Genomic DNA, 24,518 nt, shown 5'->3' with positions numbered 1-24,518 from the left:
AGTGAGGCGGGAGGAGCTTGCAGAGGGCTACAGGATTGCGAAATACGTACGGTCCGCCGACACGGGCCGTACGACCCGTACGGCCCGAATCGGGCCGTACGGGTGAACACGGGCTGCGCCTCGGGCCTCTCGGGCCCCAACCCTCAGGCGGTGGTGCGGCGGCGGCGACCGGTGCCCGCGACCAGGGCGGCGCCCATGGCGAGGGCCACGCCCGCGCCGCCGAGGGCCCAGGTGGTGGCCGGGTCGCTGCCGGTGGCGGCGAGCTCGCCACCGGTGGTGGCGGTGGTGGTGCCGGTGTTGCCCGAGTTACCGGTGTCGCCGGTGTTGCCGTTGGTGTCGGTGATCGGCTTGGTGCCGCCGTTCGGCTTCGGCTGGTTGCCGTTCCCGCCCGTGTCCGGGGAGGCGGCGACGATGTTCGTCAGGCGGGCCTTGGAACGCGACTGCGCCCACGGCTCCGGGGTGTCCGGGTCGATGTTCGACGAGCCCCAGGAGAAGATGCTGACGGAGCCGAGGGGCGCGTCGGCGGCGAAGCGGATCCGGACCTGGACGTCGAAGCTCTTGCCGGCAGTGACCGGGCCGCCCGCGAGTTCGATGCCGAAGAAGACGCTCTCCTCCTCGGACCAGACCTCGGCCTCGTGCCAGCCGGCCTTGCCGTTCTTGTCCTTGCTGAGGACCTCGACCTTGATCTGGGAGGGCTTCATCTTGACCCAGTCGGGACGGGCCAGGACCAGCCCGACGTTGAATCCCTTCAGGGCCTGCTTCCCGGCGTTGTCCACGTGGACGGACAGGTTCGTCCAGTCACCGCCCGCCTTGATGTTCTCCGGTACGCCGTTCACCGTCAGCGCGGGGCCTTCGACGAACGGGTCCTCGGGTCCGCCGACCGCACCGGCGATCCGGGTGCTGTACCAGGTGGAGGGCGAGTGGTTGACCTGGTTCCCGACGCGGCTCTTGCCGTCCGAGGCCAGGTCGAAGTGCACCACCGGGCTGTTCGCGGCGAAGGAGATCCGCACGTCGACCGTGTAGGAGGTGTCCTTGGTGACGGACGGGGCCGTCCCGAAGGCGTACTGGAGGCCGGGGCCGAGCTCCTCGCCCTGCACGAGCTTGGCGGCCTGCCAGGTTCCGCCGGCGGTCTTCCACTCGACCTTGATCTGCGAGGGCTTGAACTTGCCGTCCTCCTCGTAGACGGTCACGCTCGGCGTGTAGTTCGGGACGGCGATGTGGCCGGAATTGTCGACCGTCACCTTCAGCGGGGTCCAGCCGCCGTCGGCCTTGAAACCGTCCTTCGGGATGCCGGCGACCGTGACCTCGGGACCCATGAGGATCCCGTCGTACTCGGCGCCCTGCGTGTCCTCGTCGCTCTTGGTTTCCTCCGCAGCCTTCTCGGCGGCGGGCGCCGGCTTCGGCGCGGGCGCCTTCGCGTCCGGGGCGACCGGCGCGGGAACGGACGGCGCGGGAACGACCGGCGCCGGGGCCTGGACGGCCGGCACGGCCGGGGTCGGCGTGCCCGCGTCGGCGGCGTCGTCCTTCGGCGCCACGTCCGGGACGATGACGGCCGGCTGGTCGGCGGCCATCGCGGGCGTCGCGGTCAGGATGGTCGGGCCGGCCACGGCCACCGCGGCCACGGCGGCCATGCGCTTGAAGCTCTTCACGGGTGTCCCCCCACTAAGTTTTGAACACGATCAGATTAATGGGGTTGGCTGGATTGTGGTGGTCGCGGAGATCACGAAATGCGTACGGCCCCGGCAGCAGCTGCCGGGGCCGTACGCATTTGGCGCGGGTTGTGCGGGTCGCGCAGGAGGGTTGCGCGGACGGAGCGATGTCAGAGCTTCTCGGGCGTCCGGATCCCGAGGAGGGACATGCCCTTCGTCAGCGTGCGGGCCGTCAGCTCACACAGGAACAGCCGGTTCTCGCCCACCACCAGCTCCGGCTCCGGCTTCACGACCGGGCACTGGTCGTAGAACGTCGTGAACAGCGACGACAACTGGTAGAGGTACGCCGCCACCTTGTGCGGGGCGTGGTCCGCGGCCGCCTCGGCGATCAGCTCGCCGAAGTGGTCCAGGTGCAGGCCCAGCGCACGCTCGGCCGGGGCCAGCTCCAGCTCCGGGTGCGCGACCGGCTTGCGGTCACCGGCCCGGCGCAGGATCGACTTGATCCGCGCGTACGCGTACTGCAGGTACACCGAGGTGTCGCCGTTCAGCGAGACCATCTGGTCCAAGTCGAACTTGTAGTCGCGCGAGGCCGACGTCGACAGGTCGGCGTACTTCACCGCACCGATACCGACGTACTGGCCGTTCTCGACGATCTCCGCCTCGGTCAGACCCACCTTCTCGGCCTTCTCGCGCACGACCGTCGTCGCCCGCTCCACGGCCTCGTCCAGCAGGTCCACCAGCCGGACCGTCTCGCCCTCACGGGTCTTGAACGGCTTGCCGTCCTTGCCGAGCACCGTACCGAAGGCCAGCTGCACGGCCTTGACCTCGTCGCTCAGCCAGCCCGCCCGGCGCGCCGTCTCGAAGACCATCTTGAAGTGCAGCGACTGCCGCGCGTCCACCACGTAGATCAGCTCGGTCGCGCCCAGCTTGCCCACCCGGTCGCGGATCGCCGACAGGTCGGTCGCCGCGTAGCCGAAGCCGCCGTCCGACTTCCGCACGATCAGCGGGGTCGGGTTGCCGTCCGGGCCCTTGACGTCGTCGAAGAAGACACAGAGCGCGCCGTTCGAACGGACCGCGACGCCCGACTCCTCCAGCAGCTCGCAGGTCTCGACCAGCATGTCGTTGTAGCCCGACTCGCCGACCACGTCCGGGTCCTGGATGTCCATGTCCAGCTTGTTGAAGACGGAATAGAAGTAGATCTTCGACTCGTCGACGAACCGCTGCCACAGCTCCAACGTCTCCGGCTCACCCGCCTGGAGGTCCACCACCCGGGCCCGCGCCCGCGTCTTGAACTCCTCGTCGGAGTCGAACAGCCCGCGCGAGGCCTTGTAGAGCCGGTTCAGGTTGGACATGGCCTCCTCGCCGGACACCTCCCCGTCCGACTTGTGGTCCAGCTCGTGCGGGTGCTCCAGCAGGTACTGGATGAGCATGCCGAACTGGGTGCCCCAGTCGCCGATGTGGTGGCGACGGACCACCTTCTCGCCCGTGAACTCCAGGATCTCCACCATCGCCGCGCCGATCACCGCGGAGCGCAGGTGCCCGACGTGCATCTCCTTGGCCACGTTCGGCTGCGCGTAGTCGATCACCGTGGTGCCCGGGTTCGCCGCGAACGGGACGCCCAGACGGTCGTCGCCGGCCCGCGCGGCCAGCGTCTCGATGATCGCCCGGTCGGTGATGGTGATGTTGAGGAAGCCGGGGCCGGAGACCTCGATCTCCTGGATCAGGTCACCGGTCGGGATGCCCCCGACCACGGTCGCCGCCAGCTCGCGCGGGTTGGCCTTCGCCTTCTTCGCGAGCGCCAGGATGCCGTTGGCCTGGAAGTCGGCCCGGTCGCTTCGTCGCAGCAGCGGGTCCGCGCCACCGGCCTCCGGCAGGGCGGAGGCAAGGGCGTCCGCGACGCGCTGATTGACGGAAGAAGCGAGGGAAGGGACCGAGGCCATGAGCTGCCGTTCCTGTGAGGTCGTGCCGGTGAGTGCACTTGGTTGTTCCGACAAGAGCCGAGTATCCCACGCGGGGGCAAACCGTTTCCCGGTGAAAAAGCAACCTCTGAGCGACCTCTTCCGTCTGGGAGAATGGCTGAAGCCAGCATTCGAGATAGAAGGACGTGTCGTGGCTCAGAGCAGCACCGAGACCGACTGGGTCTCCCGTTTCGCGGACGAAGTCATCGCCGAGGCGGAGCGCCGAGCACCCGGCAAACCTGTCGTCGTCGCGTCCGGACTCTCCCCCTCCGGCCCCATCCACCTGGGCAACCTCCGCGAGGTCATGACCCCGCACCTGGTCGCGGACGAGATCCGCCGCCGGGGCATCGAGGTCCGCCACCTCATCTCCTGGGACGACTACGACCGGTACCGCAAGGTGCCCGCGGGCGTGCCCGGCATCGACGAGTCGTGGGCCCAGCACATCGGCAAGCCGCTGACCTCCGTGCCCGCCCCGGCCGGATCCGCGTACCCGAACTGGGCCGAGCACTTCAAGGCCGCCTTCGTCGAGGCCATGGCCGAAATGGGCGTCGAGTACGACCCGATCAGCCAGACCGAGCAGTACACGAACGGCGTCTACCGCGAACAGGTGCTGTTCGCGATGAAGCACCGCGGCGACATCGACGCGGTCCTCGACCAGTACCGCACCAAGCAGAAGCCGGGCGGCAAGAAGCCCCAGCAGAAGCAGGTCGACGAGGCCGAACTGGAAGCCGCCGAGGGCTCCGGCGCCGCCGCCGAAGACGACGGCAGCACCGGCGAGGGCGGCTACTTCCCGTACAAGCCCTACTGCGGCCAGTGCGGCAAGGACTTCACCAAGGTCACCTCGTACGACGACGAGACCACCGAAATGACCTACGTCTGCACCGAGGACGAGTTCACCGAGACGGTCAAGCTCAGCGAGTTCAACCGCGGCAAGCTGGTCTGGAAGGTCGACTGGCCGATGCGCTGGGCCTACGAGGGCGTCATCTTCGAGCCCTCCGGCGTCGACCACTCCTCGCCCGGCTCGTCCTTCCAGGTCGGCGGCCAGATCGTGCACATCTTCGGCGGCGAACAGCCGATCGGACCGATGTACGCCTTCGTCGGCATCAGCGGCATGGCCAAGATGTCCTCCAGCAAGGGCGGGGTCCCCACCCCGGCCGACGCGCTGAAGATCATGGAGCCGCAGCTGCTGCGCTGGCTCTACGCCCGCCGCCGCCCCAACCAGTCCTTCAAGATCGCCTTCGACCAGGAGATCCAGCGGCTCTACGACGAGTGGGACAAGCTGGAGGCCAAGGTCGCCGACGGCTCCGTCCTGCCCGCCGACGCCGCCGCCCACACCCGCGCCGTCCGCACCGCCGCCGCCGAGCTGCCGCGCACCCCCCGCCCGCTCCCGTACCGGACGCTCGCCTCCGTCGCCGACATCACCGCCGGCCACGACGAGCAGACCCTGCGCATCCTCACCGACCTCGACCCCACGCAGCCGCTCACCTCCCTCGACGAGGTACGGCCGCGCCTGGACCGCGCCGAGAACTGGATCACCACCCAGGTCCCGGCCGACCAGCGCACCCTCGTACGCGAGGACGCCGACACCGAACTCCTGTCGTCCCTCGACGACGAGGGCCGCGAGTCGCTGCGACTGCTCCTGGAAGGCCTGGACACGCACTGGTCCCTCGACGGGCTGACCACCCTCGTCTACGGCGTCCCGAAGGTCATGGCCGGCCTCGAACCCGACGCCAAGCCCACGCCCGAGCTCAAGGTCGCACAGCGCACGTTCTTCGCGCTGCTCTACCGGCTCCTCGTGACCCGGGAGACCGGACCGCGACTGCCCACGCTGCTCCTGGCGGTGGGCGCCGACCGCGTGCGCAAGCTGCTCGCCGTCTGAGCCGACCGACCCGGCACGCGAAAGGGCCCGCACCCCTCGGGGTGCGGGCCCTTTCCGCCGTCCGCGGCCGCCGTCAGATCAAGCGATGTGCTCGGCCTCACGGTCCTTGTGATAGCGCTGCTTGAACGCCGGGATCATCCGGCGCAGCAGCGAACCGCTGCGCGGGTGGGTCACGCCGTAACCGTCCGACAGGTGTATGTCGAGGGCCTCCGCCGACGGATAGTCCTGCTTCTCGTCGACCAGCGCACAGAACACCTTGTACGCCGCCTCGGCGAACTCGGCCTCGTCAGGGGTCTCAGGACCCTCGGCCGGAGCCTCCTGCTGGCGCGGAGCCGGGATGGAGAGGTCCTGCTGCGCGGACGCGGACTGCTCCTCGTCCGGGCCCATCGGGGGCAGGACCGGGGTCGGCTCCAGGCCCTCCACGTACTGCGGGTTGTAGCCGCCCTCGTACGCCGCCTGCGGCGCCAGCGGCGCAGCGAACCACGCACTGTTGTGCGCCGCGGGCATCGCCGTCGGATCCACCGCGAACGGCGGCGGGGCGTGCTGGGCAGCCCCCGGAACACCCGGAACACCCGGAGCGCCGGGCGCACCCGCCGGGTTCTGCACCTGCTGCACGAGCTGCGCGGCCTGCTGGCCCTGCTGCACGAGCTCGGGCGCCGCCGCCAGCGCCGGGGCCTGCTGGGCTTGCTCGACCTGCTGAACCTGCTGGACCTGCTGGACCTGCGGCTCCACCGGCGGCAGCACCGCCGGCTCGATGCCCGTCGCCGCCAGCGCCTCCGGAGTCGTCTCCGCCAGCGGCACACCGATCTTGGCCAGCTTCAGCGGCATCAGCGCCTCCACCGGAGCCTTCCGCCGCCACGAACGCCCGTACCGCGCCTGCAACCGCGCCTGGTAGATCAACCGGTCCTGCTCCATGCCGACCGCCTGCTCGTAGGAACGCAGCTCCCACAGCTTCATCCGGCGCCACAGCTTGAACGTCGGCACCGGCGACAGCAGCCACCGCGTGATGCGCACACCCTCCATGTGCCGGTCCGCGGTGATGTCCGCGATCCGGCCCACGGCGTGCCGAGCGGCCTCCACCGTCACCACGAACAGCATCGGGATCACGGCGTGCATCCCCACACCCAACGGGTCCGGCCACGAGGCCGCACCGTTGAACGCGATCGTCGCCGCCGTCAGCAGCCACGCCGTCTGACGCAGCAGGGGGAAGGGGATCCGGAGCCACGTCAGCAGCAGGTCCAGCGCGAGCAGCACACAAATGCCCGCATCGATACCTATCGGGAACACCAGCGAGAAGCTGCCGAACCCCTTCTGCAGGGCGAGCGCACGCACCGCGGAATACGAGCCCGCGAACCCTATCCCCGCGATGACCACGGCTCCCGCGACCACCACGCCTATGAGTATCCGGTGCGTACGAGTCAGTTGCATCGCGGCCACCCGCGATCCCCTCCCCTTGTCGAGCACATACCGAGCGCAGAGTGCTGGCGCCCAGTACTGGGTACTTACCGCGCCTTTACCGAGCTGCGGCAGGCACAGCGTACGGGTGACTGGATGTCAGTGCCCCAGGAGGCCCCGCCCCGCGCCCGTCCCTACTGCGGCTGCGGGGACTGCGACTGCTCCGCCGGCGCCTTGTTCGTCGCGCCCACCGAGGTCACAGCCTCCTTGGCGGCCGTGATCGCGTCCTGGAGCAGCTTCGCGTGGTCCGGCGCAGCGGCCCCCTCCAGCCCCGCACCGTTGTAGTCGAGCGTGACCACCACGTTCTGGGTGCGCGCCACCACCGTCGTGTTGAAGTGGTCGTTGCCGTCCTTCTTCACCTTGTAGATGACCGACGTTCCCTGGTCACCGATCTCGGCCACCGCCTCCGCCTTCGGGTCCTGCGCACCCTCGGCGGTCTTCGCGGCCTCCACCTCCTTGTTGTACTGCTCCTCGGCACGCTTGCTGGCGTCGCCGAGGGTGGCCTGGGAGTCGTAGCGGAAGTAGGAGAGCGAGAGCCAGCGGTACTGCGAGCCCTTCAGACCGTCCTCGTCCAGACCGTTCCAGGAGCAGCTGGTACGGGTGGCCACGTCGTTCGACTTGGGCGCCGTCCCGGCCTTGTCCTTCGCCTCCGGGACGAGCGTGTCTATCGTCGGCGTCTGGAGCGCCTTGCACGGGTCCGGGAGCGCGGCGAAGGCCGCCTTTTCCAGGGTCTTGGAGGACTTCGGGTTCGGCTTGGCGGACGAGGACGAACCGGACTTCTTCTCGCCGTTCGAGCTCGTTTCCTTGCCCGAGTCGGACGAACACCCGGCGACGGTGAGGATCACCGGGACGGCTGCGCAGGCGAGAACGCGGGTGAGGCGCGAGGCTGATCGGTGCATGGTTCCTTCAGTACGTTTGTCGGTTGTTCTTCGGACGCGGGACCCGGGCAACGGTAGCCCGACCGGGTACCCGCCTGCTGTGCGCGCCGTCACGCGAGGCCGCGGCGCGCACCGCTCATTCGTTTCATTCGTTGAAACGCTCGGCCAGGGCCTGCGCCAACTGCCGCGCCTTGTCCTGGGTTTCGGTGCTCGGCGGGACCGTGCCGGGCAGTGCCGGCTGCACGCTGTACTCGATGGTGACGATGACGTTCGAGGTGCGGAACACGATGCGCACGGTGCGGGACTGCGCGGCGCTGGCCCCCGCGGGACTGAGCTTGTCCTCCAGGAAGGCATCGCTGCCGGGGCCTTCCAGGACGCGCGATCCGAGCTCGACCGGCGCCGACGGGCTCGCGGAGGGGGACGCCGGTGCTCCGGAGGCGGATGTCCCCGGGGCGGGTGCCCCGGGGGCGGGCGCGCTCGGGGTCGGGGCCGCCGGGTTGGGGGCGGCGGGGCCGGGAGCCGCCGGGGTGGGGCTCGCGGTCGGGCCGGGGAAGGGCAGCTTCGCGTCGGTGAGCCGGCGTACGTAGACCTGCTTGGCCTTGTCGTCGTCGCTGGTGGTGCTCCGGTCGTACGAGACCACGCGCTCGAAGCCGACCGACAGCAGCCGCGTCTCCTCGGGGCTCTGCCCGGTCCAGCGGCAGCCGACGTGCCGGTCGCCGTCGTACGAGGCGTCCGCGACACCGGCGTACATCTGGTCGCGCTGCTCGGGGGTGAGGCTGTCCCCGGCCGGGAGCATGCCCTTGAGCTTCTTGCTGTCGGTGGCGGCCCTGCAGGGCGCGGGCAGACTGCGGTACTTCCCCGGTTGGGCGGGCGCGGCGGCGTTGCCGCCGGCCTTCGAGTCGCTGGTGCTTCCACCGCTGCTGCCGCTGGTGCACCCGGTCAGACCGGCCGCCCCGGCCGCGAGCGCGGTGAGCATCGCGATGCCCGGCAGGACTCGCCCCCGTACCGCCTTGCGCTGCACGTCCACTGGCTCCCTTCGACCGGCGGGCCCCCCGACGGTCAGGAAAATGCGTTGCCGCGACTTGGGCGCGGCTGGACACAATGTCTATCGCACACGCTGGTGCTGGCGCCGGTCCCCTGTCGTATTTGGGATCAAGAGCGAGGCTTTTGCGCATTCTGACTTTTCTGTAGCTTTCGGGGGATTGATTCCTTATGTCGTATGTAGAGGTACCCGGGGCGAAGATCCCGATCCGGATGTGGACCGACCCGGCGTCGGTCGAGGACAGCGCGATGCAGCAGCTGCACAACGTCGCCACCCTCCCCTGGATCAAGGGTCTGGCCGTCATGCCGGACGTCCACTACGGCAAGGGAGCCACCGTCGGCTCGGTGATCGCCATGAAGGACGCGGTCTGCCCGGCGGCAGTGGGCGTGGACATCGGCTGCGGAATGTCGGCGGTGAAGACGTCCCTCACGGCGAACGACCTGCCGGGGGACCTGTCGGGGCTCCGGTCGAAGATCGAGCGGGCGATTCCGGTGGGGGCGGGGATGCACAAGGAGGCCGTGGACCCGTCGCGGCTGTACGGGTTCTCGGAGGCGGGGTACGAGGGTCTCTGGAGCCGGTTCGACTACCTCGCCGATTCGGTCAAATTCCGTCACGAACGTGCCATGAAACAGATCGGAACGCTCGGCCGGGGCAACCACTTCATCGAGTTTTGTCTAGATCAGTCAGATTCGGTCTGGTTGATGCTGCACTCCGGCTCCCGCGGCATCGGCAACGAGCTCGCCGCGCACCACATCGGCGTGGCCCGGGGCCTCGCGCACAACCAGAACCTGGTCGACCGGGACCTGGCGGTCTTCCTTGCGGCGACCCCCGAGATGGAGGCGTACCGAAACGACCTCTTCTGGGCTCAGGAGTATGCGAAGTACAACCGCGCCGCGATGATGAGCCTGTTCAAGGAGGTCATCCGCAAGGAGTTCCGGAAGGCGAAGGTCTCCTTCGACCACGAGATCAGCTGCCATCACAACTACGTGGCGGAGGAGCGGTACGACGGCATGGACCTGCTGGTCACGCGTAAGGGCGCGATCCGCGCCGGCAGCGGTGACTACGGGATCATCCCGGGCTCCATGGGCACGGGCTCGTACATCGTGAAGGGGCTCGGCAACGAGAAGTCCTTCAACTCGGCCTCGCACGGCGCGGGCCGGAAGATGAGCCGAACGGCGGCGAAGAAGCGGTTCTCGGCGCGGGACCTGGCGGAGCAGACCAAGGGCGTCGAGTGCCGCAAGGACTCGGGCGTCGTGGACGAGATCCCGGGCGCGTACAAGTCCATCGAGCAGGTCATCGACCAGCAGACCGACCTCGTGCGGGTCGTGGCCAAGCTCAAGCAGGTCATCTGCATCAAGGGCTGAGGCCCGGGCGCGGATGTCGGGGGAATGCGGGAGCCCGGACCGATGGCGATCGGTCCGGGCTCCCGCGTGTTGCTACTTAGACCCTGCCGGTGCGCAGGCGCCAAAGGCGCATGGAGCAGCTCTGCTCGGTGCGGTTGAGGGCGACTCCGGCTGCCGCGGGGTCGTTCAGCTGTAGAAGGGTCTCGTCGTCCTTCGGGGTCCAGCGCCGGCGGGGCGGCGCGACCCGCATGTCAGCCGGTCGGATCCAGTCGCGAATTTCGGCTGCCTTGGCCTTCTTGCGCTCCAAGCCCAGGCAGCCGTCGTAGTACAAGTGCGCGGCTAGCTCCACCGCCGCTTCCGTCGTGTAGAGGATGTTGTAGATCCCGTCCCGGGTATTGCGCTTGATGGTCCGCTCCGCCCCGGTGACCTTCTTCGCGAAGTGGCACAGGTATGCACCCACTGCCGTGCTGGCGGTGGTGAGCGAGAGGAACGGAAGGCCCTTGCCCGTGTAGCCGACGGATCCGTCGGCGTCGATGATCCCTCGAAGGTAGTCGCGGCGGGAGAACTCCACGCGGGGCGGCTTGATCGTCCTCGACTTGCGTCCGTAGGGCATTCCAAGCCTGTTCATCGCGCTCCGGGCTTCCAGGGAGCAGAGGCTCCACGTCGCGGAGGGGTGGGTCTCGGCGAAGTTCGTGCTCCTGACCCGCTCGGTGATGGAGCTGAAGTAGGGCGTGAGCTGCTGGAACTCGCGGAGGATGTGGATGTCCCGTGCGTTGATCTCGGCGGTGAGCTTGCCCTTCTGTCCCGTTCCCTGCGCGAGGTGCCCGTCGGCCTGGAGGAAGCCGAACATGTAGGCGTAGCGGGGGTCCGTGAGGTCCATGAAGCGCGCGGTGGCGCTAGGGTCCTGTTCAGCCATGAGGAAGTCCTTTCTTCCCTGTTGGTGAGGCCCTCGGCCGGGAGTGCCATCCCGGTCGGGGGCCGTTCGTGTTGTGGCTGAACTTAGGTGCGGATTCCTGGTGGTTCTGGCCGATTCCCCGAGGGTCGCTCGAACGTGTGACGGAATTTCGCATTCCGCCGCGCACCTCCGGATGCGGGGCGTCAACTTCCGTTTGCAGCAAGAGGGTTGACCCGTATAATGGTCTAGACCAAAGTGTGCGGCATGTGGAGATCCCGCGTGCTAACCGCCGCGCTCGCGTCGTTGTCACTCGCCCTCGGGGCCGTCGGGTCCGCCCAGGCGAAGGCGGGGCTGCCGCCCGTCGTGTCGCACGTGCCGACCCGGGAGAAGGTCGTCTTCATCACCATCGACGACGGCTGGAGCCACGATCCGGCCGCGGCCCGGATCCTGCTGGAGAAGCGGGTGCCCGCCTCGTTGTTCCTGCTGCCCGGGGCGACCTCGTACGACACCGGGTACTTCACCCGGCTCGCGGAGGAAGGGCGGGTCACCGTCGAGAACCACACCGTCAATCACCCGGACCTCACCACGCTCGACGCGGCCGGCAAGGACGCCGAGGTGTGCGGGGCCGGGGAGCAGCTCCAGGCGACCTTCGGGCGGACGCCGAAGCTGCTGCGGCCGCCCTACGGGGCGGTGAACGACGACGTGCGGCTCGCGGCCAAGGCGTGCGGGGTGAAGGCGCTGGTCACCTGGACGCACGATTTCACCACTTGGGGCGGGACTCCGCCCGCGCCGCCGCGGCTGCGGGCCGGGGACGTCGTGCTGCTGCACTTCACGCCGACGCTGGCGGCGGACCTCCAGCGGGCCCTGGACGCGGCGAGGGCCGCCGGGCTGAAGCCGGCGGCCCTCATGCCGCACCTGAAGGCGGCGGGAGTGCTCTAGAGCTCGCGGTGGACCTTGGTGTTCGAGGCCTGGGCGCGGGGGCGGACCACCAGGAGGTCGATGTTGACGTGGCTGGGGCGGGTCACGGCCCAGGTGATGGTGTCGGCCACGTCGTCGGCGGACAGGGGCTCCGCGACGCCGGCGTAGACCTTCTCGGCCTTCTCCGCGTCGCCGCGGAACCGGGTCTTCGCGAACTCCTCGGTCTTGACCATGCCCGGGGCGATCTCGATGACGCGTACGGGCTGTCCGACGATCTCCAGGCGCAGGGTTTCGGCGAGGACGCGGGCGCCGTTCTTGGCGGCGACGTAGCCGGCTCCGCCCTCGTACGTGGAGTGGCCGGCGGTGGAGGAGAGGACGACGACCGTGCCGTCGCCGGAGGCGGTGAGGGCGGGGAGCAGGGCCTGGGTGACGTGGAGCGTGCCGATGACGTTGACCTCGTACATCGTGCGCCAGTCGGCGGGGTCGCCGGTGGCGACGGGCTCGGCTCCGATGGCGCCGCCGGCGTTGTTGACGAGGACGTCACAGCGGTCGAGGGAGGCGGCGAAGGCGTCGACGGCGGTGCGGTCGGTGACGTCGAGGGCGTGCGCGGTGGCCTGGTGGCCGGCCTCGGTGAGCTCGGCGGCGAGGGCCTCGATGCGGTCCTTGCGGCGGGCGGTGAGGACGACGTGGTAGCCGGCTGCGGCGAGCTGCCGGGCGGTGGCCGCGCCGATGCCGCTGCTCGCGCCGGTGACTACGGCGGTTCGGGTGGCGGCCGTGCTCATGTGCGGGCTCCTCGGTCGTTCGTACGGGCGATTACCCGCCAGCATAGGCGCGGCTCGGCGGGCGCGCGGGGCGTGGATGATCAGGGCCGTGCCGGCGGGGCGGGCCGGAGAGGGCGGTGGGCCGGGTCGGGCGGGTGTTGGGTGCGGCTCGCAGGTGCGCACGGCAGATGGGGGTGGGCGCGCCCTCGTTCGTGTGATGGTCCGACCGGTCGGGGTCGTCGGTGGCTAGCCTCCGCGCGAGGAGGTGGTGTCGGTGCGCCGTGGTGCCGTACGAAGTGTGGTGGTGGCGGGTTTGCTGGCGCTCGGCGCGGGTGTTCCCGGGGCGGCCCAGGCGTCGGCCCAGGTGCCCGGTCGGGCGCCGGTGTCGGCGTGGGACGGGCCGGAGGCCGATGTGGCCTACCACGGTCGGGTGGCCCTGTCGGGGGCGCGGCTGCGGATCTGGTTGGTGCCGGAGAACGACGGGCCCGCCGCGCTGCCGAACGCGACGGTGCGGGTGCGGCTGTCGGCGGAGCTCGCGGACCGGCAGGAGCTGTCGGAGGGCTGTGCGCGGGCTGGTCTGCGCGAGGTGGTGTGTGAGACGGGGCCGCTGCCGTTGCACGGGCGGGGGCGCCACGTCGGGCTGTTGCTGGAGCTGCGGGATCGGGTGCCGGAGGTGGCGGTGCGGGTCGACACGTGGTGGAACGGCGGTGCGACGGATCGGAACCACGCCAACAACGAGCACGTGGTGCTGGCGCTGGACACGGGCGACGCGTACGCGTTCTAGGCCTAGAACGCGTACGCGTCGCCCGCCGGGCTGTTCAGGCCGTGCCGAACTCCACGAGGGCCTCGTCGACGATCCGTTCCAGGCGGGCGTGGTGGGCGCCGCGCCAGTAGACGCGCTCGCACTCGGTGCACTGGGCGAACACGTCGTAGGAGCGGTGCGTGCCGTGTTCGAGGCGGTCGCCGACGCTCTCCTTGTCGGCTTCGTGGAGCGGGCCGTTGCAGGCGGTGCAGCGGGTCCACGGTGCGAGGGCGGGTGCGAACCGGCCCAGTACGTCGCGCAGTTGCTCGTCGGGGTTGTCGCTGTAGACGTATGCGCCGGCGAACAGTTCGCGGCGGCGCAGCAGTCCGCGGTCGCGGGAGAGCAGTACGCGGCGTTCGGCTGCGGAGCGGGTGGCGAGGGCGGGGTCGCCGATGTCCTCGTTCTCGTAGGCGGCGTCGACGCCGAGCAGGCGCAGGCGGCGGGCGAGGGTGCCGAGGTGGACGTCGAGGAGGAAGCGGAGCGGGGCGCCGGGGACCTGTTGGGGGCGCTCGACGCCGTACACCTCGACGTTCTGGCCGTCCTGGGGCACGTAGGAGACGGGTACCTCGTGGCCGTCGACGAGGAGGCGGCCGACTTCGGTGAGCGGGACGCCGGCCGATTCGACGACGTGGCCGAGGCTGGATGCGCCGTCGGTCGCGGTCGGTACGCGTTCGGCGCGCCGGCTGGGCGGGGCGAAGAGGCGCAGTTCGGGGGCGAGGGTGAGCTGAATGCCGGGTCCGTTCACCTGCTCAGCATGCCATTTCTGTGGCAGTGGCCGCGGTCGAATTATGGCGTTGCGGTGGCCTGGTCGTAGGTGTCGCGGTGGGTGCTGACCTCGTCGAAGTGGTTCTCGGCCCAGAGCTTCACGGAGGACAGGAGGCAGCCGAGGCTGCTGCCGAGGTCGGTGAGGCGGTAGTCGACGCGGGCGGGGACGGTGGGGGTGACGGTGCGGGTGACGAGGCCGTCGCGCTCGAGGGAGCGGAGGGTTTGGGTGAGCATCTTCTGGCTGACGCCGGGGATCTTGCGGCCGAGGTCGCTGTAGCGCATGGAGCGGTTCTCGGCCTGGCCGAGGGCGCTGACGATGAGGCCGACCCACTTGTCGCTGATGCGGGCCAGGAGTTGGCTGGTGGGGCACTCCTTGAGGAAGGCGTCGTAGGCGGAACGGGCTTCCTCGCGGCGGGCGGCGGCGGTGCTGGTGGCCATGGGTGCCCCACTTCCGGGTCGGGTACGCACCTTCGAGTGCGTACTTACGAAAAGAGAGTACCTCTCCCTAAGTTAGTGCTCATCGAGAACGCGGAAACGCGAGAAACGCGAACGAGCGAGCGAATCAGCGAACGGGAGAGATGAAGATGAGCGAGCAGACGATGCTGGCGGCCGTGGTCAGCGAGTTCGGCGGCCCGGAGCGGGTCGAACTGGCCGAGGTCCCGGTACCCCGCCCCGCGGCCGGCCAGCTGCGCGTCAAGGTCACCGCCGCCGGGCTCAACCCGGTGGACGGCGCGGTCGTCGCAGGGGTCTTCGGCGGCGCCGGGCAGCAGCTCGGCCTCGGCTGGGACGTGTCCGGGGAGATCGACGAGGTCGGCGCCGGGGTGACCGGCTGGAGCACCGGCGACCGGGTCGTGGGCCTGCACTACGGGCAGGTGAAGCCGCTGGGCACGCACGCGCAGTACGTGGTGCTCGACGCCACCGCCGTCGCGTCCGCCCCGACCGCCGTGGACGCGGTGACCGCGGCCGGGCTTCCGCTCGCCGGTCTCACCGCCGCCCGCGCCGTGGACCTGCTGGGGCTCGCCCCCGGCTCCTCGGTGCTGATCACCGGAGCCGCGGGCGTCGTCGGCGGCCTGGCCGTCCAGCTCGCCGTGCGGGCCGGTCTGGCGGTGACGGCCCTGGCGGGCGCCGAGGACGAGGAGTTCGTACGGTCACTGGGTGCGACCGGGTTCGTCCCGCGCGGCGAGGCTGTGACCGGGCCCGTGGACGGGGTCCTGGACGCAGCGGTGCTGGGCGGGGCCGCGCTGGGCGCCGTACGCGACGGCGGGGTCTACGTGGGCCTGATCCCGAACCACGCCCCGGCCGCGGAGCGCGGTGTCCGGGTCGTGGAGCAGGAGGTCGCGGCGGACGGGGCGCACCTGGCCCGTCTGGTGGCCCTGGTCGACGCGGGTGCGTTGACCCTCCGGGTGGCGGACGCCTTCCCGCTCGGCGAGGCCGCGAAGGCCCACGCCCGCCTCGGGAAGTCCGGGGTCCGCGGCCGCATCATCCTGACGGCGTGAGTCCGTCCTGCGGGCGTCCCACCCGGTAGCGCCAGTTGCAGCTGGGGTGGGGCGTGCCGGGCGGGTACTCGAAGTCGACGTCACCCAGGTAGGTGAAACCGGCCCGCCGGCAGACCGCGTTGGACGCCGGGTGGTCGGTGCCGGGGAAGGCGTGGACGCTGTCGCGGGAGCCGTGGGTGCGGACGTACGCCAGGAGCTCCGTGAGCGCTGCCACGGCCAGCCCGTGGCCCTGGAACTCGGGCAGGACGCCCCAGCCGGCCTCGTAGACCGGCTCGCCCCGCCACTCCCGTTCCCAGAAGCCGACGGATCCGACGCTCTCGGTGCGTCCGCCGTCGTCGTCGGGTCCCTCTGCGGCGGGGGTCCACGCGATGCGGAACATCCGGCCGGCGGCCGGCTCCCGTGCGCTCAGGGCCTCGTAGCGGTGCTGGCGGCCGGCGAGCTTCGCGGCCGGCTCGGGGCCGCCCAGGAACTGGGTCATGGCCGGCTCGTTCTTGCGCTCCAGCAGCCAGAAGTCCCCGGCGGACCAGGGTTCCAGCCGTACGTGAGTCTCCATCGGGCCACCCTAGGGAGCCGGGTGCGGCCGCTCCACGGGTTTCGGCCGCCGGGGCGTGGCGCGGGTCGCGAACGCGTCTATTTTCAGGCCGTGTTCGGGGTTCATCCGGACCGTGGGCATCCGGGTGGGGCGGCTCCGGCGCCGCTCCACGGCCCCGTCCCGGTGTCCGCCGGGCTGACCTGCGCCGACCCCTTTTCCGGTGGGGGTGGCGGTGCGCCGGAATGATGGATTCGCGCATCGGGAATTGGTCAGTGAATGATCAATTCCAATCGCCAACAGCCCGTCTGATAAAGGGAATTGACCTTTTGTTTCCGGTGGGCGTGGCCTAGCCTGATCTCAGCCGACCGGGGGGAAGGGGCTTCGGCTGCCCTGCCCTCTCACAGCATCAGTCACCACCCGACAAGGGGGAGTCACGAGTGCTCAGTAAGAGGATTTCGGCCGGATTCATCGCGATGGCGGCCGTGGCCGGTGTCATCGCCGCAGCACCGTCCGCAGCGGCCGTGGACCGCACGTGTTACGACGGCAACTTCTGCATCTACAAGGACAGCAACTACAGCACCAACAACTCGATGTACCGGACGAAGTACGAGTCCGCCCGCTGGGACATCGACATGCCGGCCGTCTACGAGGCCGACAGCTCCTGGTGGAACCGCCGCAGCCAGTCGTCCAAGACCTACGGCGGTCGTTGGATGTCGTGGGGCGTGGAGATCTGCCTCATCCCCGGCGGTTCCGTGAACTACTACTGGGACGCGAACGACGACGGCGCGAGCAACACCCTGAACGACGGCAACGGCTGCTGATCACCGCCTGAAGGCCGGGTCGCCCCGCGTCGCGGAGGCGGCCCGGCCGCACCTTCACGAGGACACGGACATTGAAGAAGCGCACCCGATGCATGACGGTGATCGCGGTGACGGTGCTGCTGGGCGCCGCCGCCTCTGCCTGCTCGGAGGAAGCCCCGCAGGACCTGGAGACGGCCCGCAGGGCGCAGACGGCCCTCGACAGCGCCAACGCGGCGTTGGACCAGGAGCGTGACGCTGAGTTCAAACTGATCCGCAAGTGCATGAACGACAAGGGCTTCAAGGTCTTCCCGGCGGGCGGCACCGGCACCAACAGCGGCAAGAAGCGGAGCGAGGACCTCTCCCCGTCGGCCGAGACCGCGCGCACCGTGGGCTACGGGGCGGACCCGCGCAGGTCGGACAACCAGAAGGCCCAGGAGGGCCCGGACGACTTCGACGCGTTACCCGAGGACGTCAAGCGGGCCCACAGCATGGCCATGGACGGGTACGTCGACAAGCCCGAGGGCGGTGTGGAGTTCGACTTCGGCGGTGGCAAGGTCATGGTGCCGTCGAAAGGCTGCCGCGGTGAAACGCTCAAGGCCGTGTACGGGGACGTGAAGGAATACCTCCGGCTCAACTGGACGGTCTACAACAGCGTCAAGCAGAACAGTGCGCGTATCCTCGCCGATGACGACGGATATCAGAAGTCGCTCTCCGAGTGGGCGTCCTGCATGAAGTCCGGCGGCTATCCGGAAATCGCGACGCCGGAGAAGGCCAGGGAATCGGCGCTCTCGCATTACGCGAACATTCCCGGCGGTGACACCGCGGCGCTCGACCAGGCCCAGCGCGCCGAGATCAAGCAGGCCACCACCGATGCCGAGTGCGCGACGAAGGTCGGGCTCAACACGAAGGCGCGGGAGGCCAAGAGCAAGGCCTCGGCCGCTTCGTTGGTGAAGCACGAAGCGGAGATCACGGCGTGGCTGGAACTCATCACGAAGGCCAAGGGCAAGGCCCAGGACCTACTGCGAGAGACGTCCTAATACTCTCATGAGCCTCGAACACCTCGATGAGACACAGGTGGCCCCGCCGTCCGGCGGGCGGGCGACGGGTGCGCGCCAGAGGTCCCGGCGGGGCCTGGTCGTCGCCGCCGTTGCCGTCGTGCTTTTCGGTAGTTCCGGTTCCGTCTGGTGGATCGCCTCCCAGGCCAGGACCCCGGAGCAGCGTGCCTCGAACGCCGCCGCGCCCCCGCCCTCCCAGATCACGGGGAAGGTCTCCGACCAGCAGCTCGTCGAGAAGATGGAGCTGACGGGGAAGGTCGAGACGGCCTCCCGCACCACCATCACCGGCGTCCAGCCGCAGGGCACCAGCCGCGCGGTCGTCACGGCCCTGCCCGCGGCCGCGGGCAAGAGCCTCAAGGCCGGGGCGGTCGTCGCGGAGGTGTCGGGCCGCCCGGTCCTGTTGCTCCCGGGGCGCTTCCCCGCGTACCGGGACCTGAAGGCGGGCGACAAGGGGCCGGACGTGCAGCAACTGCAGCGTGCGCTCCAGCCGTTGTACGGGACGGCGGTGAACGGCACGTACGGCCCGGCGACCGTCGAGGCGGTGCGCAAGCTGTACGTGGCGGCCGGGTACGAGGCGCCCGCAGGGCAGGGGCCGAGCACCACCGGGGGTGCGGGTTCCTCCTCCGGCGCGGCCCGCGGGGGCGAGGCGTCCCCGGGAGGCGGCACGGCTCCCCGGGGCGGCGCGGAGACCGACGGCGGCACCGGGGCGGCGCCCGGCACGAACGGCACGAACGGCGCAGGCGGCGCAGGCGGCGCGAGCGCGCCGCCCGCCCGCGGTCCGGACACGCCGCCCGCGTCCGCCGCCGGTCCGGCCAAGCCCGGCGAGCTGCTGCCGGCCGCGGAGGTCGCGTACGTCAGCGCCCTGCCGGCCACGGTGGTGCAGGTCGCCGCGGCGGTCGGTGACGCGGCCGACAAGCCGCTGGTCGTGCTCGGCAGCGGCGGCCGCCAGGTCCGGGCGGCCCTCAGCGCGGACCAGCGCACGCAGCTGCGCGATCTGCCGGCCGACGCGGTCATCCGCTTCGGGACCGGCCCGTACGAGGGCCGGGAGGGCACCCTGGGTTCCCTCAACAGCCCCTCGGACGGCAAGAGCGGCGACCAGCAGGGCAAGAGCGGGGGCCAGGACGGCGCGGCCACGGCGGGAACGGCGGGCACGGGAGCGGGTAGCGGCAGCGGCGGCAGCAACGGCTCGGGCAGCGCGGGCGGCCAGCACGAGGCGCTGTTCGTGCCCACCGGCGCGGAGGCCAAGGAGGGTTCGACCCAGCAGATCAGCGTCGAACTGCGGCGCAGCCCCAAGGGCGCGCTGACCGTTCCGGTGTCGGGGGTCTGGACCGACCTCGGCGGCTCGTCCACGGTCACCGTCACCGAGGGCGGCAAGGAGCGGAACGTCCCGGTCGAGGTGCTGTTCACCCATGAGGGCCTCAGCGCGGTCCGCGCGCTCGACGAGAACCTCGCCGTCGGCCAGACGGTCGTCCTCGTCCGCCGCGGAAGCCCGGCGGGCGGCTCGGACAGCGGTTCCGGCGGTGCCGATGATTGAGGACGCTCCGATGACCGGGGACGCTCCGCCCCCCGTCATCGAGATGACCGGCATCGCGAAGACGTATCCGGGACCGCCGCCGGTGCACGCGCTGGCCGACGTCTCGCTCGACATCCGGCCCGGCCGGCTCGCGGCCATCGTCGGCCCCTCGGGCTCCGGGAAGTCCACGCTGCTGAGCGTGCTCGGACTGCTCGACGTCCCGACCCGCGGCCGGTACCTGCTCCAGGGCAACGACACCACCGCCCTGTCCGAACGGGCCCGCACCGCCCTGCGGGCCCAGGTGCTCGGCTTCGTCTTCCAGGCGTTCCACCTGGTCCCGCACCTGACCTGCGTGCAGAACGTGGCCCTGCCGCTGGTGCACTTGGGCGTGCCGCGCGCCCAGCGGCGGCCGCAGGCCGTGCGGGCGCTGGAGTCCGTGGGCCTCGGGCACCGGCTCGACGTCAAGCCCACCACCCTCTCCGGCGGGGAACGGCAGCGGGTGGCGGTCGCGCGGGCCATCGTCCACCGGCCCGCGGTCGTCCTGTGCGACGAGCCGACCGGCAACCTGGACACCGCCAACTCGGCCCGCGTCATGGACCTGCTGACCGGACTGGTCGCGCAGGACCGGGCCGTGGTCGTGGTCACGCACGAACCCGATGTCGCGGCCAGGGCCGACCGCGTCTTCAAGGTGGTGGACGGCCGTGTTGCGTAGACGCGCGACGGTCCGGCCGCCCGGGCAGCCCCGTACGTCGGCGGCGGACCTGCTCGTCCAGGCGTTCCTCGCGCTGTTCGGCCGCCGGTTCCGCACGCTGCTCACCATGGTGGGCATCTCCGTGGGGCTGGCCGCCGCCCTCGCCACGCTCGGCATCACGGCCAGCGCGGCCGGCGCCGTCTCGGACCAGTTCGACGCCCTCAAGGCGACGCGGGTGACGGTCAAGTACCCGTCGGAGGCCGTTGCCGGGGTTCGGCCGCGGCCCGACGGCGCCGACACCCAGCGGGTGCGCGACCTCAACGGCGTCCGCAGCGCCGGTCTGGTCAGCAGGGCCGGCGAGCAGCCGGCGCTCTCGCGGCTGTCCGGTGGCAAGGAGAACGACCTGCCCGAGGGCACGGTCATGGCCGCGCAGCCCGAAGCGTTGCTCGCCATGTCGGCCGTGCTCACGCAGGGCCGTTGGTTCGACACGGGGCACGACGCCCGGCGCGAACGGGTGGCCCTGATCGACACGGCCGCCGCTTCCCGGCTGACCGTGGACGGCGGGGCCGGCAACTCCGTGATCCACGTCAACGGGGTCGCCTTCAGCGTGCTCGGCGTCTTCCGGGCTCCCACCGGTGATACGAACCTCACCGGTTCGGTGGTCATCCCGTACTGGGCCGCCCTGCAGGATCCGGCGGGACTGGGCTTCGCCCCCGCGGAAATGATCATTCGTACGGATCTGGGCGCCGCCGACCAGGTCGGTGACGAGGCCCCGTTCGCCCTGGCCCCGGGCGCCCCGGACAGGCTCGTCGCGCTGGTGCCGCCGGACCCCCGGTCGTTGCGCCGGGGGGTCGAGTCGCAGACGCGGGCCCTGTTCCTGGGCCTGGCCGCGGTCTCCCTCGGCGTGGGCGCGCTCGGTGTCAGCAACACCGCCTACGTGTCCGTGCTGGAGCGGCGTTCCGAGATCGGCCTGCGCCGGGCGCTCGGCGCGTCGCGGCGGGCGGTCGCCGGACAGTTCTGCATCGAGAGCGGCCTGGTGGGGCTGGCCGGCGGCGTGGTGGGCACGGTGCTCGGCATCCAGATCACCGCGGTGACCTGCCTGGCCAAGGACTGGCTGGTGGTCCTCGACCCCGCCCTCACCGGCGCGGGCCCGCTGGTCGGCCTGGTGGTGGGCTTGGCAGCAGGCCTCTACCCGGCCCTGGCGGCCGCCCGCATCCTGCCCGCCGAAACCCTGCGCGCGGGTGTCTGAGGGATGCCCGCGAGCCGGATGCCTTCGGCGGTCAGGGCCAGACGAGGCAGTACGGCTGGTGGCCGGCTTCGTGGAGGCGGTGGCTGAAATCCTGCCACTCGTGGAGCAGCTGGTAGACGTTGAAGGCGTCGCTCGGGCCGCCGCGGTCCGGGACCGTGGACCAGATGAAGGCCGCCGCGCCCACCGATTCCTCGCCGATTCCGCGCAGCGGGTCGACCACGGTCATCGGGAGCTTGACCACCGCGTAGTCGGGGTGGAGGACGACCAGCTCCAGCGGGGGCACCTTGTGGAGGGGTATGCCTTCGATGCCGGTCAGGACCATCGCGGCCACCGTTTCCGGCTTGATCTTGGTGAAGAGGCCGCCCATGCCGAGCTCGTCGCCGCCGAGCTCCTCCGGCCGCATCGTGACCGGTACCCGGGCCGCCGTGGCGCCGTCGGGGGCGCCGAAGTACTTGTACGTCACTCCCATGCCGCGGCCTTTGGGCAGGTCTTCGGGCGGGGTCGTCGGTCCGGGGGCGGCGTCGGCCGCCTCCATGCCGTGGCGGCGGTGCTTGCCCCGGCGGCGGGCCTCGCGGGCGCGCTGCGGATCGAGGCCGTCCGTACCCTCGCCCGGTCCACCACCGCGTTGCATATCTCCACCCGACTGGTCTTGCTCGCCCCGGCCCCGCGGCCCCCGCCACGCAGCCTGATCATCATGGCAGTGACCTCCCCCGCGGCGACGCGGTGAAACGCCCGCCCGCAAGTCTGTCGCGGCCTCTGAGACCATGGCTGGTGTGAGCTACCCGTACCCGTATGAAGCCCCAGTTTCGCAGACGCTCTTCGAGCGCGCCTCCCTCGTGACCCCCGGCGGCGTGAACTCTCCCGTGCGCGCCTTCCGCGCCGTGGGCGGTACGCCCCGGTTCATGGTGTCCGGGACCGGTCCGTACCTCACCGATGCCGATGGTCGTGAGTACGTCGACCTCGTGTGCTCGTGGGGGCCGATGATCCTCGGTCATTCGCACCCCGAGGTGATCGAGGCCGTCCAGGCGGCCGTCGCCCGCGGTACCTCTTTCGGTACGCCCGGTGAGGGCGAGGTGGCGCTCGCCGAGGAGATCGTCGCGCGCATCGAACCCGTGGAGCAGGTCCGCCTGGTCTCCTCCGGTACCGAGGCGACCATGTCGGCGATCCGGCTGGCCCGCGGGTTCACCGGTCGCGCCAAGGTCGTGAAGTTCGCCGGCTGCTACCACGGTCACGTGGACGCTCTGCTGGCCGCCGCCGGTTCCGGTTTGGCGACTTTCGCGCTTCCGGACACCCCCGGTGTGACGGGTGCGCAGGCCGGCGACACGATCGTGCTGCCCTACAACGACCTCGAAGCGGTACGGGCGGCCTTCGCCGCGCACCCGGGCGAGATCGCCTGTGTGATCACCGAGGCCGCGCCCGGCAACATGGGCGTGGTGACCCCTGCCGAGGGCTTCAACCAGGGGCTCGCGGACCTCTGCCGGGAGAACGGCGCGCTCTACATCTCCGACGAGGTCATGACCGGCTTCCGGACCTCCCGCGCCGGCTGGTACGGCGTCGACGGGGTCAAGCCCGACCTGATGACGTTCGGCAAGGTCATGGGCGGTGGCTTCCCGGCCGCGGCCTTCGGCGGCCGCGCCGACGTCATGGGTCACCTGGCCCCCGCCGGTCCCGTCTACCAGGCCGGCACGCTCTCCGGTAACCCGATCGCCACCGCCGCCGGTCTCGCGCAGCTGCGCCTGCTGGATGCGGCCGCGTACGAGAAGGTCGACGCGGTCTCGAAGGAGATCCAGGGCCTGGTCACCGGCGCGCTCGCCAAGGAGGGCGTGGCGCACCGGCTGCAGACCGCGTCCAACATGTTCTCCGTCTTCTTCACCGAGGACGAGGTGCGCAACTACGACGACGCCAAGAAGCAGGAGAGCTTCCGCTTCAACGGGTTCTTCCACTCGATGCTGGCGCAGGGCGTCTACCTGCCGCCGTCCGCGTTCGAGTCCTGGTTCGTCTCCACCGCCCACGACGAGAAGGCGATCGAGCGCATCGCGGCGGCGCTGCCGGCCGCCGCCCGAGCCGCCGCGGAGGCCACCGCATGAGCAGCAGCACCACGCCCGCCGCGCCCGAGCTCACCGTCGTGCACCTGGTGCGCCACGGGGAGGTGCACAACCCCGAGGGCGTGCTCTACGGGCGCCGTGACGGCTACCACCTGTCCGAGCTGGGCCGGCAGATGGCGGACCGGGTCGCCGAGCACCTCAAGGGCCGGGACATCGCCTACGTGGTGTCCTCCCCGCTGGAGCGCGCGCAGGAGACCGCGGAGCCGATCGCCAAGGTCCACGGCTTGGACCTGGCGACCGACGCGCGGCTGCTGGAGGCGGAGAACGTCTTCGAGGGCAAGACCTTCGGTGTCGGTGACGGCGCGCTGCGCAAGCCCGGCAACTGGAAGCACCTGACGAACCCGTTCAAGCCGTCCTGGGGCGAGCCGTACGTCGAGCAGGTGGTCCGGATGATGAGCGCGCTGGAGGCGGCGCGCGACGCGGCCCGCGGCCGTGAGGCGGTGGCGGTCAGCCACCAGCTGCCGATCTGGATCGTGCGCAGCTTCGCGGAGAAGCGCCGGCTGTGGCACGACCCGCGGCGCCGGCAGTGCACGCTGGCCTCGATGACGTCCTTCACCTTCCAGGGCGACAAGCTGGTGTCGGTGGGCTACAGCGAGCCGGCCCGGGACCTGGTCCCGGCCCATCTGCTGGCCGGGGCCAAGCCGGTGAAGGGTGCGTCCAAGGCGTTCGGCGCCTGATCGGGGGTTCGGCTCCCTGATCGGGTCTTGATCGACCGACTGTTACGGGGCGTTA

The 24,518-nt window shown here is 70.8% G+C and carries 23 protein-coding genes; 12 read left to right on the top strand and 11 right to left on the bottom strand.

Annotated features, from left to right (window positions below; genetic code table 11):
* Nucleotides 1-143 precede the first annotated feature (143 nt).
* A complete protein-coding gene (locus OG386_RS20175) occupies nt 144-1,649 on the bottom strand; it encodes a hypothetical protein (RefSeq protein WP_328789317.1) in 1,506 nt (501 codons plus the stop codon).
* Between the two features lie 170 nt (nt 1,650-1,819).
* Nucleotides 1,820-3,589 carry an arginine--tRNA ligase gene (gene argS / locus OG386_RS20170; RefSeq protein ID WP_328789316.1) on the bottom strand — a complete coding sequence of 590 codons (1,770 nt, stop codon included), beginning with the start codon at nt 3,587-3,589 and terminating at the stop codon, nt 1,820-1,822.
* Between the two features lie 169 nt (nt 3,590-3,758).
* Between argS and lysS the strand changes: the two genes are divergently transcribed.
* A complete protein-coding gene (lysS, locus tag OG386_RS20165) occupies nt 3,759-5,486 on the top strand; it encodes a lysine--tRNA ligase (protein ID WP_327383897.1) in 1,728 nt (575 codons plus the stop codon).
* A gap of 78 nt (nt 5,487-5,564) precedes the next feature.
* On the opposite strand, the gene OG386_RS20160 is transcribed toward lysS, so the two are convergent.
* From OG386_RS20160 to OG386_RS20150, 3 genes are all read right to left on the bottom strand, one after another.
* Nucleotides 5,565-6,914, bottom strand: a complete 1,350-nt coding sequence (locus OG386_RS20160) for a DUF2637 domain-containing protein (protein WP_328793299.1) — start codon at nt 6,912-6,914, stop codon at nt 5,565-5,567.
* 161 nt (nt 6,915-7,075) lie between these two features.
* Nucleotides 7,076-7,840, bottom strand: coding sequence for a DUF3558 family protein (locus OG386_RS20155; protein WP_328789315.1), 765 nt, complete (start codon nt 7,838-7,840; stop codon nt 7,076-7,078).
* Between the two features lie 124 nt (nt 7,841-7,964).
* Nucleotides 7,965-8,840: a DUF3558 domain-containing protein gene (locus OG386_RS20150; RefSeq protein ID WP_328789314.1), complete on the bottom strand. Its 876-nt coding sequence runs from the start codon at nt 8,838-8,840 to the stop codon at nt 7,965-7,967.
* Nucleotides 8,841-9,031: 191 nt separating this feature from the next.
* Here OG386_RS20150 and OG386_RS20145 point away from each other — a divergent pair, with 191 nt between their 5' ends.
* A complete protein-coding gene (locus tag OG386_RS20145) occupies nt 9,032-10,225 on the top strand; it encodes an RtcB family protein (RefSeq protein ID WP_328789313.1) in 1,194 nt (397 codons plus the stop codon).
* Nucleotides 10,226-10,301: 76 nt separating this feature from the next.
* On the opposite strand, the gene OG386_RS20140 is transcribed toward OG386_RS20145, so the two are convergent.
* Complete coding sequence (locus OG386_RS20140; protein WP_328789312.1) at nt 10,302-11,120, bottom strand: hypothetical protein; 819 nt, start codon at nt 11,118-11,120, stop codon at nt 10,302-10,304.
* Between the two features lie 243 nt (nt 11,121-11,363).
* Between OG386_RS20140 and OG386_RS20135 the strand changes: the two genes are divergently transcribed.
* Nucleotides 11,364-12,038, top strand: coding sequence for a polysaccharide deacetylase family protein (locus OG386_RS20135; protein WP_328789311.1), 675 nt, complete (start codon nt 11,364-11,366; stop codon nt 12,036-12,038).
* On the opposite strand, the gene OG386_RS20130 is transcribed toward OG386_RS20135, so the two are convergent.
* Nucleotides 12,035-12,799: an SDR family NAD(P)-dependent oxidoreductase gene (locus tag OG386_RS20130; protein WP_030013050.1), complete on the bottom strand. Its 765-nt coding sequence runs from the start codon at nt 12,797-12,799 to the stop codon at nt 12,035-12,037. The genes OG386_RS20135 and OG386_RS20130 overlap by 4 nt on opposite strands.
* A gap of 253 nt (nt 12,800-13,052) precedes the next feature.
* Between OG386_RS20130 and OG386_RS20125 the strand changes: the two genes are divergently transcribed.
* The gene (locus OG386_RS20125; protein WP_328789310.1) at nt 13,053-13,562 is read left to right on the top strand and encodes a hypothetical protein; all 510 of its coding nucleotides are present in this window, start codon (nt 13,053-13,055) and stop codon (nt 13,560-13,562) included.
* Nucleotides 13,563-13,596: 34 nt separating this feature from the next.
* Here OG386_RS20125 and OG386_RS20120 read toward each other — a convergent pair whose 3' ends face one another.
* Nucleotides 13,597-14,325 carry a Mut7-C RNAse domain-containing protein gene (locus tag OG386_RS20120; protein ID WP_328789309.1) on the bottom strand — a complete coding sequence of 243 codons (729 nt, stop codon included), beginning with the start codon at nt 14,323-14,325 and terminating at the stop codon, nt 13,597-13,599.
* Nucleotides 14,326-14,366: 41 nt separating this feature from the next.
* Nucleotides 14,367-14,783 carry a winged helix-turn-helix transcriptional regulator gene (locus OG386_RS20115; RefSeq protein ID WP_328789308.1) on the bottom strand — a complete coding sequence of 139 codons (417 nt, stop codon included), beginning with the start codon at nt 14,781-14,783 and terminating at the stop codon, nt 14,367-14,369.
* 161 nt (nt 14,784-14,944) lie between these two features.
* Between OG386_RS20115 and OG386_RS20110 the strand changes: the two genes are divergently transcribed.
* Nucleotides 14,945-15,841 (top strand): NADP-dependent oxidoreductase, encoded by an 897-nt coding sequence (locus OG386_RS20110; protein WP_328793298.1) that lies wholly within the window; start codon nt 14,945-14,947, stop codon nt 15,839-15,841.
* Here OG386_RS20110 and OG386_RS20105 read toward each other — a convergent pair.
* Entirely contained in the window at nt 15,825-16,394 is a 570-nt protein-coding gene (locus OG386_RS20105; RefSeq protein ID WP_328789307.1) for a GNAT family N-acetyltransferase, read from the bottom strand. The two genes, OG386_RS20110 and OG386_RS20105, sit on opposite strands and share 17 nt — an antisense overlap.
* Before the next feature lie 416 nt (nt 16,395-16,810).
* On the opposite strand from OG386_RS20105, the gene OG386_RS20100 reads away from it, so the two are divergent.
* The 5 genes from OG386_RS20100 (at nt 16,811) to OG386_RS20080 (ending at nt 21,681) form a co-directional block, all read left to right on the top strand.
* Nucleotides 16,811-17,194 (top strand): hypothetical protein, encoded by a 384-nt coding sequence (locus OG386_RS20100; RefSeq protein WP_328789306.1) that lies wholly within the window; start codon nt 16,811-16,813, stop codon nt 17,192-17,194.
* A gap of 92 nt (nt 17,195-17,286) precedes the next feature.
* The gene (locus tag OG386_RS20095) at nt 17,287-18,210 is read left to right on the top strand and encodes a hypothetical protein (RefSeq protein ID WP_328789305.1); all 924 of its coding nucleotides are present in this window, start codon (nt 17,287-17,289) and stop codon (nt 18,208-18,210) included.
* A 7-nt stretch (nt 18,211-18,217) separates the two neighbouring features.
* Nucleotides 18,218-19,762: a peptidoglycan-binding domain-containing protein gene (locus tag OG386_RS20090; protein ID WP_328789304.1), complete on the top strand. Its 1,545-nt coding sequence runs from the start codon at nt 18,218-18,220 to the stop codon at nt 19,760-19,762.
* Between the two features lie 10 nt (nt 19,763-19,772).
* Nucleotides 19,773-20,453, top strand: a complete 681-nt coding sequence (locus OG386_RS20085; protein ID WP_328789303.1) for an ABC transporter ATP-binding protein — start codon at nt 19,773-19,775, stop codon at nt 20,451-20,453.
* Nucleotides 20,443-21,681: an ABC transporter permease gene (locus tag OG386_RS20080; protein WP_328789302.1), complete on the top strand. Its 1,239-nt coding sequence runs from the start codon at nt 20,443-20,445 to the stop codon at nt 21,679-21,681. Before OG386_RS20085 ends, OG386_RS20080 begins: the two co-directional genes overlap by 11 nt.
* Nucleotides 21,682-21,712: 31 nt before the next feature.
* Here OG386_RS20080 and OG386_RS20075 read toward each other — a convergent pair whose 3' ends face one another.
* Nucleotides 21,713-22,312 (bottom strand): hypothetical protein, encoded by a 600-nt coding sequence (locus tag OG386_RS20075; protein ID WP_328789301.1) that lies wholly within the window; start codon nt 22,310-22,312, stop codon nt 21,713-21,715.
* 133 nt (nt 22,313-22,445) lie between these two features.
* Between OG386_RS20075 and hemL the strand changes: the two genes are divergently transcribed.
* Together hemL and OG386_RS20065 are read left to right on the top strand one after the other, a co-directional pair.
* Nucleotides 22,446-23,768: a glutamate-1-semialdehyde 2,1-aminomutase gene (gene hemL, locus OG386_RS20070; protein WP_030008916.1), complete on the top strand. Its 1,323-nt coding sequence runs from the start codon at nt 22,446-22,448 to the stop codon at nt 23,766-23,768.
* Complete coding sequence (locus tag OG386_RS20065) at nt 23,765-24,463, top strand: histidine phosphatase family protein (RefSeq protein WP_328789300.1); 699 nt, start codon at nt 23,765-23,767, stop codon at nt 24,461-24,463. The genes hemL and OG386_RS20065 overlap by 4 nt, the downstream gene beginning before the upstream one ends.
* Nucleotides 24,464-24,518: the final 55 nt, after the last annotated feature.

Origin of the sequence: Streptomyces sp. NBC_00273, assembly GCF_036178145.1 — a bacterium.
Lineage (GTDB): Bacteria > Actinomycetota > Actinomycetes > Streptomycetales > Streptomycetaceae > Streptomyces.
This window is presented reverse-complemented; position numbering and strand designations above follow the sequence as displayed.